We start from the raw sequence: 12402 nt of genomic DNA, 5'->3' as shown, positions 1-12402 counted from the left end.
GGTTCGTCGCCCGCGAGATCTACCGCCATCTACCCCATGTGATCCACACCGCCAAACCGCTTCTACAGACCGCTTGACGATCTATAGGAGCTTCCGCGAGCCCGACCGAGGGCCCGACCGCGAGCCCGACCGCGAGCCTGATCGAGAGAAGGACGCCGTGACCGACACCGGCACCCCCGTGCTCCCCCTGGACGCGCCCGAGGCCGACCTCGCCGCAGCGGGCGGCAAAGGCGCCTCGCTCGCCCGCCTGGCCCGCGCCGGGATCCCCGTCCCCCCTGGCTTCCACGTCACCACGCACGCCTACCGCGCCTTCACCGCCACCGGCGGGCTGAACGAGGCCGTCCTGGGCGTGGTCCGCGACACCGACCTCGGCGACCCCGCGGCGGCCGACAAGGCGGCGCGGCGCATCGGCGAACTGTTCGCCGCCCACCACGTGCCCGGACCCGTCGCGGCCCAGGTCCGCGCCGCCTACGGCCGGCTCGGCGGCGCGGTCGCCGTGCGCTCCTCCGCGACAGCGGAGGACCTGCCCGGCATGTCCTTCGCCGGGCAGCAGGACAGCTTCCTCGGCGTCAGCGGCGCCGACGCCGTCCTCGACGCGGTCCGGCGCTGCTGGGCCTCACTGTGGAACGGGCGCGCCATGGCCTACCGGGCCCGGCACGGCATCGCGCCCGAGGACGTCGCCCTCGCCGTCGTCGTGCAGGCGCTGGTCCCCGCCGACGCCGCCGGGGTCATGTTCACCGCCGACCCGGTGAGCGGGGCGCGCGGCCGCACCGTCCTCAACGCGGGCTGGGGCCTCGGCGAATCCGTCGTCGGCGGCGCGGTCACGCCCGACACCGTCACCGTCGACACCGCTGCGGGGCGCGTCGTGGCGCGCGGCACCGCGGCGAAGGACGTCATGACGGTGCGCACCGGCGGCGGCACGGCCGAGGTCCCCGTCCCCGCCGATCGGCGCACCGCCGCGGTGCTCGACGACGCCGCCGCACTCGAACTCGCCCGCATCGGCGCCCGCGTCGACGACCTCTACGGCACCCCCATGGACGTCGAATGGGCCCGCGCGGGCGCCGCGTTCTCGATCGTCCAGGCCCGCCCCATCACCGGCCTGCCCGACCCCGGGCCCGAGGCGGCGCCCGCGACCCCCGCGACCCCCATGGCGCCCGAAGGCATCGAGGCCTGGAACGACACCCTCACCGGCGACTTCCTGTGGACCAACGGCAACCTCGGCGAGGCCGTGCCCGACGTGATGACGCCGTGCTCGTGGTGGCTGATCCGGCGCTTCATGGCCCACGGCATGCCGATGTCCGACGTCGCCGGATACGCCCTGTCGGGGCGCGTCGGCGGCCGGTTCTACCTCAACCTCAGCGTCGTCTGGGGGCTGCTCAACGCCATGGGCGGACCCATGGTCCGCCTCGGCTCCGACGCCCTCACGCAGGTCTTCGGCCGGCTCCCCGAAGGGCTCGACCCGCCGCCCCTGCCCGTCTCGCGGCTGGGCGTACTCGGCGCGGTCGTCCCCGCGGCGGTCTCGCTGCGCCTCCGCGTCGCCCGCAACATGCGCCTGCTCCCGGCGTTCCTGACGACCTCCCCGCAGCGCTGCGAGGACCTGCGGTCGCGGATCGCCCGCACCGAGCGCGCCGACCTGCCCGCGCTGTGGGACACCACCGTCCTGCCGTTCTTCGACCAGGCGACCCGCATGCTGGAGGCCGCCGGCCGATCCGACAACTCCTCCCTCGTGCGCGTCCGCCTGACGCTGCGCCGCCTCCTCGGCGACAACGACGCCGACGCGCTGCTCACCGGCCTCCAGGGCGGGACCGACCGGCTCGCGAGCCTCGGCCCCATCACCGGGCTCGCGAAACTCGCCGACGGCGAGATCGACCGGGCCGACTTCGCCCGCACCTACGGGCACCGCGGCGCGCACGAGTTCGAGGTCTCCCTCCCGCGCCCCGGCGAGGACCCCGACTGGATCGACCGGCAGCTCGCCGCCGCGCCCGCCGCGCTGGACGGCGCCGACGGCCTGCTCGCCCGGCAGGCCGAAGAGCGCGCCGCAGCGTGGGCGCGCCTGCGGGCGAACCACCCGGGCCGGGTCCGCGGGGTCGCGCGGCAGGTCGAGCGCTGGTCCCGCGCCGCACGCGCCCGCGAGGACAGCCGCTCGGAGGTCATGCGGGTGTTCTGGGTGCTGCGCGCGTTCGTGCAGCGGGCCGGTGCGGTCACCGGCGCAGGCGACGACCTGTTCTTCCTCGACATGGACGAGATCCTGGCGGTGCTGCGCGGCGACCCCGCGCCCCTCGACCGCGTCCCCGCGCGGCGGGCGACCCACGCGCACTACGCCTCGCTGCCGCCCTACCCCTCACTGATCCGGGGCCGCTTCGACCCCGACGCCTGGGCCGCCGACCCGCACCGCCGCACCGACGTCTACGACGAGCACGGCCGGGTCGCCGCCGGCGGCGGCACCGTGACCGGATTCCCCGGCGCCGCCGGGGTTGTGGAGGGCACGGCCCGCGTCCTGGCCGGGGTCGAGGACGGCGACGCGCTGCGCAGCGGGGAGATCCTGGTGACCACCGTGACCAACATCGGCTGGACTCCGCTGTTCCCGCGCGCGGCCGCCGTGGTCACCGACATCGGCGCCCCGCTGTCGCACGCCGCGATCGTCGCCAGGGAACTGGGCATCCCCGCTGTGGTGGGCTGCTCCAACGCGACCATGCTGATCGCCACGGGCGACCGCATCCGCGTCGACGGCCTCAAGGGCACCGTGGAACTCCTGGGGGACGAGGGCTGAGCCCGGTGCGGGCGTGCGCGGCACCCCGCACCGGTCCGGCGGTCAGGCGTCGCGCTTGCGGAGGAACTCCTTCCGGGCCTGGAAGAGGTGGTCGGGGCTGTCGCTGAACACCCCGTCGACACCCGTTTCCAGCATGGCGATGTAGTACGCCCGGTGGTCGCCGTAGCGCGAGGGGGTGTCGCCGCGGTCGTAGCCGTCGGGCAGGTGGGCGTTCTCGCTGCGCAGCGTGTACGGGGTCACCAGCAGGCCGCGCTCGTGGGCGTCCTCGACCAGCGAGGTGGGCTCGCCCGCGCGGCCGTCCGCGCCGATGGGCAGCACGAGCTTCAGCTCCGGGCCGATGAGGTCGGCGTGCTCCGCGACGCGGTCGAGGCCCTCGGGGGTGGCCAGCTCGGCCTGTGCGGCGTTGATGAGCTGCACGATCGGGGTGTCGACCAGGCCGTCGAGCTCGGCGACGCTGGGCGGTTCGAAGGATTGCAGGACGACCGGCGAGTCGGCGCCGTCGAGGTCCCGCGCGCGCAGCGCCTTCGCGGTGGCGGCCTCCAGGTCCAGGCCGATCGAGTCGAAGTAGGCGCCGTGCTTCAGTTCGGGGATCACCCGGATCGGGCGCCCGTGCCGCTGCTCCAGGGTCTCGCGCAGGTCGAGGACCTCCTCGAAGGTCGGCACCTGGAACCGGCCGTCGAACCGGGCGCTGCGCGGCCTGATGTCGGGGATACGCTCGACCGCGCGGAGCGTCCGCAGCTCGGCGAGCGTGAAGTCCTCGGAGAACCAGCCGGTGACCGGCCTGCCGTCGATGGTCTTCGTGGTGTGCCGGTCGGCGAACTCCGGCCGGTCGCCGACGTCGGTGGTGCCGCCCAGCTCGTTCTCGTGCCGCACCACGAGGTGGCCGTCCTTGGTGGGGACCAGGTCGGGCTCGATGATGTCGGCGCCCATGCGGGCCGCCACCCGATACGCCTCCAGCGTGTGCTCGGGGCGGTAGGCCGACGCCCCCCGGTGCGCGATGACCCACGGCGCGTCCGCCTCGGCGCCGGCGGCCGGCGCGCGGTCCTCGGCGACGGCGGGGGCCCCGCCCGCTGCGATGGACAGCCCGCACAATGCCGCGACCGCCGCACTCCACCGCACCCGGACCAGGGGTCGATCGCCGCCCATGCGCTCTCCTCACGTCTGCCGTCTCACGAATGCCGTCGGACGTCCGCCGTCGGACATCTGCCGGCCGGCATCTGCCGTCCGACGAACGCGCGCCACGCTGCCGCCGCCGGGCGTCCGGAAGTGGCCGCCGTGGTGAACATAGCCGCACGGGAGGCGGAAATGTAAGCGTCCCCGGCGGCGGACCGCCGGGGACGCGCGCAGCCGCGGCCGGGTTCAGCGCCCGGCGAGCTCCATCAGGGTGCGGAAACGCGGGGTCGACGCGGTCTCGCCGCGGTTGGCGAGCCCGGTGGCCAGAATGGGCGCGGACGCCTCGGCCCACGCCACCACGCGTTCGGACGGCAGGCCGACGACGTCGGCGAGCTCGGCGGCGCGGTGCTCGACCTCCGCCACCGACTCGGCCCGCCACAGCGGCCATTCGGCGGCGTCCCAGGCGGGGTCGCCGATACATGCGCGCGGGTCGACGGCGACGAGCCCGCGCTGCGGGCCGCCGCGCAGGACGTTGCCGGGGTGCAGGTCGCCGTGCAGCGGCACCCGCCCTTCGCCGTTGTCGGCGGCCAGCGCGCGGGCCCGCGCGTGGCCGTGGTGCAGCAGCGAGGCGGGGACCTGCTCGGCGGCCGGCCCGCCGGCGCGCAGGTGCTCCCACATGTCGTACAGGAAGCTGACGCGCTCGTGCAGCGGGTGGAGCTCGGCGCGCTCGGACGCGGGGATCTCGGCGGCGTGCAGGTCGGCGATGAGCCGCCCGATCTCGTTCATGGCGGGCACCCGCGCGTCGAGGGCGACGGTCCGCCCCTCGCCGACGGACTCCAGCAGGATGGCGCCGCGCGCCTCGTCAACCTCCCACACCTGCGGCACCCGGCCGGTGCCGGCCCACAGGCGCAGGATGCGCGCCTCGGAGCGCGCCATCGCGCGGTCGGGCGAGACCTTCAACACCGCTGCGGCGTCGTCGGCGCGGCGGCAGCGCAGCACCACCGACGTTCGGCCATGGGGCGCGGGGCCGTCGACGGTCAGCTTCCATTCCGCCGCGAGCGCGTCGACCTGCGCGGGCAGCCCCGCCAACCAGGTGCGCGCGCCCTTTCCGAACCGGCTGACCAGCCGGGTCCGCTGCTTCTCGTCGACGAGCGCCGCTGTGGAGCCGGTCATGCCGACCACCTCGCGAACAGCGCGCGCTGGGGGAACCGGGGTCCCGGTTTCGCCGTTGCTTCCACGGGTTACGTCCCCGCCCTTCTCAGCAGTCGCTCTCCGCCGACCGGGTCGGCCGCCGGAGTCAGCACCGGGGTGCGGGCGGGAACGCCGCCGGGCACCGCCGGCCGCACATGCTCGGGGGCTCGGCCGCGGCGCCACTGGACAACCTCCGCCGTTGTGTTCACTACCCCGGCGGCACCGGTTTCCATCCCGCGGAAGGCGCCGACTTGCCGAGAGGGCCGCCGGGGACGGCCGGACGGCGTGGCCGGGACCGGTCAGCCCTGGCCGTGCGGGGGGTACCCGCCCGGCCCCTGCCCCGGCGGGGGCCCGGGCGGCGGCCCCTGCGGGGGCGGCGGGGGCGGTTGCGCGCCGGGCGGGTTCCAGCCGTGCTGCGGCGGGCCCTGCTGGGGGCCGCCGGGGTACTGGGGGCCGCCGGGCTGCGGCGGGCCGTAGGGGCCCTGCGGCGGGCCATGCGGCCCGGGTCCGTACTGCGGCGGCGGGGCCTGGCCGCTCCGGTTGGACCTGACGATGAGGATGACGGCCACAACGGCGCCGACGACGACCAGGAGCCCGACGAGCAGCACAAGTGGGGAGACGATACTCATCCCGTCACACTACGGTGCGCGAACGGCCCGGCGCAGGCCCGCGGGGCGGGCGGACACAGGTGCGGACCCCGGCCGTGGTGCCGGGGTCCGCGCCCTTGCAAGAGGTGTTGCCTGGACATGTTCGCCACGGAGGGCGGATCTCCCCCCGCAGCCAGGGTAGCCGCAGGAGGCGTCCTTCGCAGCGGAAACACCGGTGCCATAGCGGGTTTCGCGCCCAGCGCCCGCGCGGTCATGCCGCCAGGCGCGCCTTCGCCGCGCGGTGCTGCGCCAGGAGGGTGTCGACGATCGGCTCCGAGGGCCACAGCGGAGCCGTGACGTGCTGCGCCTCGACCTCCTCCTGGAGGCGCTCGTGCGCGGCGCCGTCGAGGAGCTGCCAGGCGACGACGGAGACGTTCCTGCGCCCGTGGCGGTGCAGCCGCTGCACCGCGTCGGCGACCGAGGGCGCGTTGGCGCTGAGGAAGCCGATCTGCACGGGCGACTGCGCGCGGCGGCTGAGCATCCGGGCGACCATGGTCACCTGGCGGCGCTCCTCGTCGTCGTGGACGCCGTCGGCGGCGAGCACGATCCCGTCGCCGGGGCGGCGCCCCGCCGCGGCGAGCCGCCGCGCGAGGTCGGCGGCGATGGACGGCACGGCGCCGAGCGGCGCGGTGGCGTAGGCGTCGAACCGGCCGCCGAGGTCGAGCCCCGCGAGCATCTCGGCGCTGGCGAGGTCGCCCCCCGCGACGAACGCGGGGACCACCACGAGCGGGCCCTCGACGGCGCCGACGGCGGCGTTGAATCCGGATCGGGGGCCGAACGCCGCGACGACCGGGGCCTCACCGCGGTCGGCGACGGCGGCGGCGAGCCCTTCCAGCGCCTCCCAACGATTGGCATCGCGTGTTCCGTCGGCCGCGAGCACCATTGTCGGAACCATGTCACTGTCTCCTCGAAAAAAGATCTCCGGGAATCACACCCGTTGCCTGCGAACGTATCGGCCACTGGTTTCACACGAATGTCCATGTGTTACGCGTGTGAGAACAACACGCAAGCACAAGGCAAGGCCGCCCATGCCGGCGGCAAAGATTGTCGGCTGCGAAAACGGACCCGCGGAATGGGAAAGGATCGTTCGCGGGATGCGCACACGCGCCGGGGAGCACCTCCGCTGCACTCGGGCGCGGAATGTCGACTAGGGGCGCGTATCTCCCCGAGACTAATCGAAATCCGCCGCGAATTCTACGGACGTCGGCTGTAACGGCGGTCACCCACCTTCCGCGGGGGATCCCGGAACCCGCTCGCACCGCGGGCCCCGGACGGCCGGGGCGCCGGGTTCCGGCGAGTTCTCCAGGGATGTCGCATCGGACGAAATGCGTGATTTGCGGACCATGGCCACGGATTTGAGGACTACCCAACCGGAAATCGGGTTAACCGCTTTCCCAGTGAGCACAATACGAATCCCGCGGAACACATATGCATATGCAAATTCAAAACTGCGTCGCCGCACCGGGGCAATGCACTGACCAGCGGCTCCATCGGGTGATTCCGCAGTGCGGAACACCGAGAGCCTGCCGTCGCAGCGGGCGCGTACCGCGCCGCACCCCGCGAGCCGCCGGGGAGGGCCGGAGCCGCCCCCGGATCGGGGCGGCCGGTCGCCCGGCCGCCCCGTCAGGTACCGCGGCACCCACCTCCACCACGTTGCACCGGAGAATCCCCTCGACGCTCCGGCACAAGGGTGCCGTCGATCAGCCGGAGAACCTCCGGCACCCGTAGTCCACCGCACCGGGCGCCCGCGCCGCAAAGGTTGCAGGGGGTTGCACCCGCCGCGGCACCCCCGCGCCGCCGCCACGCGCGCGGGTCGGCCCGCAGGTCAGCCCGCCGGCAGCCCGGCGCAGCGGAGCCTGCGGATCTCGGGGGAGCCGGAGTGCGGCAGCAGGTCGCCGGGCACCGGGGGGCCGACGACGCGCACCTCCACCCCGTCGGCGAACCGGTACGGGCGGCTCGCGATGACACCGCCCAGGTGCCGCCGCAGCCGCGACATCTCCGCGCGCACGGTGACCGTGCGCGCCGCCCCGCCGAACAGGTCCTGCGACAGCTGGGCGGCGCTGCGCCCCTCGCGGTGCGCCGCCAACACGTACAGCAGCTCGGCGTGGCGCGGACTGAGCCGGTGGCTCCACTCCCCGCTGGGCCCGACGACCCGCAGCGACAGCGCGGCGGGGCGGGCGACGTCCAGGGTCGCCACCGCGGCCCCCGCGGTCTCGACGGACAGCGGACGCACCAGCCAGCCGCCCGGCAGCGGCTCGAACCGGCACTCCCCCAGCGACGGCAGCCACGCCACCCCGGCGTCCAGCTGCTCGGGCAGCAGCAGTCGCCGCACCGGCGCCATGCGCACCGCGGCGGCGGTCCACCCCGCGGAGTCGACCACCAGCGCCTGCTCGCGCATTCCCGCCAGCATCGGCGCGGCGACGACGCGCAGCTCCTCGAGATGGGCGTGGTGCAGCCCGCGCAGGTGCGACTCGGCGAGGGTCGCGACCGCGCCGACCAGGGCGAGCGTGCTGGGGTGGTTGGACGACAGGGGCCCGCTGACGTCGACGGCGCCCAGCAGCGTTCCGTCGCGCGGGTCGTGCACCGGGGCGCACGCGCACGTCCAGGAGTGGTGCCCGCGCACGTAGTGCTCCGCGGAGTACACCTGGGTGGGCCGCCGCACCACCAGGGCCGTGCCGATGGCGTTGGTGCCGACGTCGTTCTCGTCCCACGACGACCCCTCGACGAAGCCGAGCCGGTCGCCGAGCCTGCGCACGTGCCCTGGGCCGTCGCGCCACAGGATGCGGGCGCGGTCGTCCGCGATCACCATCATGTGCCCGGCGTCCTCCGCGACCGCGGTGAGCGCGTGGCGCAGCATCGGGAGCACCCCGGCGAGCGGGGAGTCCTCGCGGCACCGCGCGAGGTCGGCGCTCGACAGCACCGGGCCGGGGGTCCTGCCGTCGGGGTCGATCCGGCGTGCGCGCATGCGCAGCCAGGAGTCGCCGATGACGGTGCGGGGCCGCGCCGGCGGCGCCGCACCGGTGACCGCCGCCTCGTGGACGCGGTGCAGCAGCCGCGCGTACTGCGCGGGGTCCGCACCCGCGGGGACGGCGGTGTCGAGGCGGGTGTCCATCATGGTGACCCCCTGGGGGCGACGAGTAATCTCATCTTCATCCGGCGGTCATGACCGGTCAATACGGGGAGTCCACGCGCGAACGCGCCCCGGTGGGCCGGCCCACCGGTCCGATTCAACTCCACACCGACGCGCCATGCGGGGTTAACGCCGAATGACGAGGAAATCAGAGCTCTCCACCGCCCAATTGACGGTGCTCGGGCTGCTCGACGAAAGTCCCCGCCACGGATTCGCCATCGCCAAACTCCTCAGCCCCGACGGCGATGTGGGCCGCGTGTGGTCGCTGCGCCCCGCGCTCGTGTACCGGGCGCTCGGCGTGGTGACCGAACGGGGCCTGGCGGCCGTCGCCCAGGCGGAGGACAGCGCCATCGGCCCGCAGCGCACCGTCTACGCCATCACCCCCGAAGGGCGCGGGCGGCTGTGGCGGTGGCTGGTCAACCCCGTGGAGCACATCCGCGACGTGCGCGGGGAGCTGCTGCTCAAGCTCGCGCTGCTGCACCGCTCCGGTGAGGACCCCCGCCCCCTGCTCCGCGCCCAGCAGGCCGCGTTCGCGCCGCTCGCCGCGGCGATCACCGAGCGCGCGGCGGCGCCCGAGGACCGGTTCGACCGCGTCCTCGCCGTGTGGCGCGCGGAGTCGGCCGACGCGACCATGCGCTTCCTCGCCGCGCTCCTCGCGGAGCGCGGCGGCTGACGCCGAACACGTCGCCCGGACGGCCTGAATCACATCGAATCGGCATTTGTCAAGAGTACCCAGACCCCCATCCGCCGTGGACGCACCACCCTGACGTGCGACGATGACGCGAACGTGCGGAACCATCACTTGCAAAGCCGGCGAACGGCTCTCAGACTTGGCCGTAAGGAAGCACCGCGCGCCAGGTCAAAGCCACGGCCGCAGCACCCCGGCGCCGCGCCGACCGAACACGAGTGGAGACCCCGCATGGCTGTCCATCCGCAGGTGCGCACCGTCGCCGATGCCTTCCTGTACGACGTGGACCGCGAAGCGCCGGGGCTGGTCGAAGGGCTGTACCTCACGGGCTCGGTGGCGCTGGGCGACTTCCGGCCGCACGCCAGCGACGTCGACTTCGTCGTGGTCACCGCCCGCCGCCCCACCGACACCGAGCACACCGCGCTGCGCCGGGTGCACGCGCGCATGCGGTCGCGCTTCCGCCGCCCCCAGTTCAACGGGGTCCACCTCACCTGGGACGACCTCATCGCCGACCCCCGCGACTGCGGGCCCGTCGCGGCCGTCCTCGGCGGCCGGTTCCGCGCCCGCTCCGCCGCCGACGTCAACCCCGTCACGTGGCACGTCCTCGCCGAGCGCGGCGTCGTCATCCGCGGCCCGCAGCCCGTCGAGCTCGACGTGTGGGACGAACCCGAGTACCTGCGCGCCTGGTCCTTCGGCAACCTCGACGAGCAGTGGCGGCGCTGGCGCACCAGGGCCGGCCGGCTGGTCACCCCGCGCGGCCTCGCCTCGCTCGGCTCCCTCGCGCCGTCGTGGGGCGTCCTCAGCGTGAGCCGGCTGCACTTCACCCTGCGCACGGGCGAGATCACGTCCAAGTCGGGGGCCGGCGCCTACGCGCTGCACGCCTTCCCCGACCGCTGGGAGCGCATCGTCAACGAATGCCTGCGCGTCCGCCGCGGCTCGCCCCTGCCGTCGCTGTACCGCTCCGCGCCGGCCCGCCGCCGCGCGGCGCTCGACTACATCGAGATGGTGCTCGACGACGCCCTCAACCCCCGCGTGGCCTGACCGCCCCACCTGGGGCGGACGACCGGCCGCCGCCGCGGCGCGGCTAACCTGGCAGCCATGACCCTGCGCCCCATCGTCCATTTCGGCGACCCCGTACTCGTCACCCCCACCACGCCCGTCACCACGTTCGACCACCACACCGAGTCGCTGGTGCGCGACCTCCTCGACACCGTGGACGAACCCGGCCGGGCCGGGGTCGCCGCCACCCAGATCGGCGTCGGGCTGCGGGCGTTCAGCTACAACGTCGACGGCGAGATCGGCTACGTCCTCAACCCCGAGCTCACCGAGCTGTCCGAGGAGGTCCAGGACGGCGAGGAGGGCTGCCTTTCGGTGCCGGGCCTCTGGTACGCCACCCGCCGCGCCCAGCACGCCGTCGTCACCGGCGTCGACCTCCGCAACGATCCGGTGGTGCTGAGCGGGAGCGGACTCATGGCGCGCTGCCTCCAGCATGAGACCGATCACCTCGACGGCATCGTCTACCTCGACCGGCTCGACCGCGACACCCGGCGCGCGGCGATGCGCGACGTCCGCCGCTCCGCCTGGTTCCTGCCGTCCCCGCCGGCCTCCGCGGGGACGGGGTCACTGCCCAGTGCCTTCGGTGGCCTAGGCTGACCGCCGAGGCATTTGCCCTGTGATGCCCGTGACGCGATGAGTTGAGTAGGCACATAACAGCCGCATCACGTAGGGTCTGCACGAGCCTCATGCGGCCCGCCCGCCCCCTCCCCCACTCCCCCGGGACGGCGGGGCAGGCCGGGTTACCTCCACGGAAGCGACCAACAGTGACTCAACGCCACCCCTCCACATCGAGTGCGACCGCGCGCAGGCGCGGCGCAGCGGTCACGGCGCTCCTCGCCGCCGCCATGCTCCTCGCCGTCCCGCCGGCCGCGATCGCCGAGCCCGAAAGCGTCGAGGACAAGCTCCAGGACCTCAACAAGCGCGCCAAGTCCCTCGAAAAGGACTACGACGGCGAACTCCTCCAGTACACCGAGGCGAAGAAGCGCGCGCAGAAGTCCCAGAAGACCGTCAAGAAGACCGCGAACGAGCTGAAGCAGGCGCGGTCCAACGTCCGCGAGCTCGCCTCGGCCCAGTACAAGAGCAGCGGTCTCGACCCCACGGTCGAGGTCGTCATGAGCAGCGAACCCGACCAGATGCTCAACGACGCCACGCTCGCCCAGCACATCTCGCGCAACAACGGCGACCGCGTCAACAAGCTCGGCTCCGCGCTGTCCAAGCACAAGAAGGCCAACGACAAGGCCGAGGACCAGCTCGACGACGCCAAGGAGCTCATCGGCGACCTCGAGGACCAGCGCGACGAGGTCAAGAAGAAGATCGCCAAGTACAAGCGGCAGCAGATCCCCGGCGGCGGCGGCGACGGCGGCATCCCCGCCAAGGCGAAGGGCCCCGGCTGGGACGGCGCCACCCCGCGCATGGCCGCCATCCGCGACGACATGGTCGGCAAGTTCGGCGCGCCGTTCCCGGTGGGCTGCCTGCGCCCCGGCGACCCCGGCGAGCACGGGTCCGGCCGGGCGTGCGACTTCATGATGAGCGCGGGCGGCGCGTCGCCGTCATCGACCAACCGGCAGCTCGGGCAGCAGATGGCCGAGTACGCCAAGAACAACGCCGACCGCCTGGGCGTCATGTACGTCATCTGGGAGCAGAAGATCTGGCACTCCGCCAACCCCGGCGCCGGGTGGAAGCCCATGGAGGACCGCGGCAGCATCACCCAGAACCACTTCGACCACGTCCACGTGTCGTCGTACTGACCGCAGGCCACTGACCACCGGCCACCGGTCACCCGGGTGTCCGGGGCGAGGGGCCGGGT

The 12402-nt window shown here is 74.1% G+C and carries 10 protein-coding genes; 5 read left to right on the top strand and 5 right to left on the bottom strand.

What is annotated here, in order from left to right; all coding sequences use genetic code 11:
- Positions 1 to 73 precede the first annotated feature (73 nt).
- Positions 74 to 2770, top strand: a complete 2697-nt coding sequence (locus tag CLV63_RS14805) for a PEP/pyruvate-binding domain-containing protein (protein WP_245928824.1) — start codon at positions 74 to 76, stop codon at positions 2768 to 2770.
- Between the two features lie 42 nt (positions 2771 to 2812).
- Here CLV63_RS14805 and CLV63_RS14800 read toward each other — a convergent pair whose 3' ends face one another.
- The 5 genes from CLV63_RS14800 to CLV63_RS14780 all read right to left on the bottom strand — a co-directional run bounded on the left by CLV63_RS14800 (position 2813) and on the right by CLV63_RS14780 (position 8836).
- Positions 2813 to 3916: a glycerophosphodiester phosphodiesterase family protein gene (locus CLV63_RS14800; RefSeq protein WP_211301311.1), complete on the bottom strand. Its 1104-nt coding sequence runs from the start codon at positions 3914 to 3916 to the stop codon at positions 2813 to 2815.
- Between the two features lie 213 nt (positions 3917 to 4129).
- Positions 4130 to 5056 carry an aminoglycoside phosphotransferase family protein gene (locus CLV63_RS14795; RefSeq protein WP_106583585.1) on the bottom strand — a complete coding sequence of 309 codons (927 nt, stop codon included), beginning with the start codon at positions 5054 to 5056 and terminating at the stop codon, positions 4130 to 4132.
- A gap of 317 nt (positions 5057 to 5373) precedes the next feature.
- Entirely contained in the window at positions 5374 to 5703 is a 330-nt protein-coding gene (locus CLV63_RS14790) for a hypothetical protein (protein WP_211301310.1), read from the bottom strand.
- A 229-nt stretch (positions 5704 to 5932) separates the two neighbouring features.
- Positions 5933 to 6616 carry a sirohydrochlorin chelatase gene (locus CLV63_RS14785; RefSeq protein ID WP_106583584.1) on the bottom strand — a complete coding sequence of 228 codons (684 nt, stop codon included), beginning with the start codon at positions 6614 to 6616 and terminating at the stop codon, positions 5933 to 5935.
- Between the two features lie 930 nt (positions 6617 to 7546).
- Positions 7547 to 8836, bottom strand: coding sequence for a helix-turn-helix domain-containing protein (locus CLV63_RS14780; protein WP_106583583.1), 1290 nt, complete (start codon positions 8834 to 8836; stop codon positions 7547 to 7549).
- A 151-nt stretch (positions 8837 to 8987) separates the two neighbouring features.
- Between CLV63_RS14780 and CLV63_RS14775 the strand changes: the two genes are divergently transcribed.
- The 4 genes from CLV63_RS14775 to CLV63_RS14760 all read left to right on the top strand — a co-directional run bounded on the left by CLV63_RS14775 (position 8988) and on the right by CLV63_RS14760 (position 12343).
- Positions 8988 to 9524: a PadR family transcriptional regulator gene (locus CLV63_RS14775; protein WP_106583582.1), complete on the top strand. Its 537-nt coding sequence runs from the start codon at positions 8988 to 8990 to the stop codon at positions 9522 to 9524.
- 246 nt (positions 9525 to 9770) lie between these two features.
- Entirely contained in the window at positions 9771 to 10580 is an 810-nt protein-coding gene (locus tag CLV63_RS14770) for a nucleotidyltransferase domain-containing protein (RefSeq protein WP_106583581.1), read from the top strand.
- Positions 10581 to 10637: 57 nt separating this feature from the next.
- Complete coding sequence (gene def / locus CLV63_RS14765; RefSeq protein WP_106583580.1) at positions 10638 to 11192, top strand: peptide deformylase; 555 nt, start codon at positions 10638 to 10640, stop codon at positions 11190 to 11192.
- A gap of 167 nt (positions 11193 to 11359) precedes the next feature.
- Entirely contained in the window at positions 11360 to 12343 is a 984-nt protein-coding gene (locus CLV63_RS14760) for a coiled-coil domain-containing protein (protein WP_106583579.1), read from the top strand.
- The last annotated feature ends 59 nt before the right edge of the window (positions 12344 to 12402 follow it).

Origin of the sequence: Murinocardiopsis flavida, from assembly GCF_003014485.1 — a bacterium.
Classification (GTDB): domain Bacteria; phylum Actinomycetota; class Actinomycetes; order Streptosporangiales; family Streptosporangiaceae; genus Murinocardiopsis; species Murinocardiopsis flavida.
This window is presented reverse-complemented; position numbering and strand designations above follow the sequence as displayed.

Excerpts from the sequence above, each read along its gene's own strand:
- CLV63_RS14800 (WP_211301311.1), bottom strand. The coding sequence starts at position 3,916 with ATGGGCGGCGATCGACCCCTGGTCCGGGTGCGGTGGAGTGCGGCGGTC.
- CLV63_RS14795 (WP_106583585.1), bottom strand. The coding sequence starts at position 5,056 with ATGACCGGCTCCACAGCGGCGCTCGTCGACGAGAAGCAGCGGACCCGG.
- CLV63_RS14790 (WP_211301310.1), bottom strand. The coding sequence starts at position 5,703 with ATGAGTATCGTCTCCCCACTTGTGCTGCTCGTCGGGCTCCTGGTCGTC.
- CLV63_RS14785 (WP_106583584.1), bottom strand. The coding sequence starts at position 6,616 with ATGGTTCCGACAATGGTGCTCGCGGCCGACGGAACACGCGATGCCAAT.
- CLV63_RS14780 (WP_106583583.1), bottom strand. The coding sequence starts at position 8,836 with ATGATGGACACCCGCCTCGACACCGCCGTCCCCGCGGGTGCGGACCCC.
- CLV63_RS14775 (WP_106583582.1), top strand. The coding sequence starts at position 8,988 with ATGACGAGGAAATCAGAGCTCTCCACCGCCCAATTGACGGTGCTCGGG.
- CLV63_RS14770 (WP_106583581.1), top strand. The coding sequence starts at position 9,771 with ATGGCTGTCCATCCGCAGGTGCGCACCGTCGCCGATGCCTTCCTGTAC.
- def (WP_106583580.1), top strand. The coding sequence starts at position 10,638 with ATGACCCTGCGCCCCATCGTCCATTTCGGCGACCCCGTACTCGTCACC.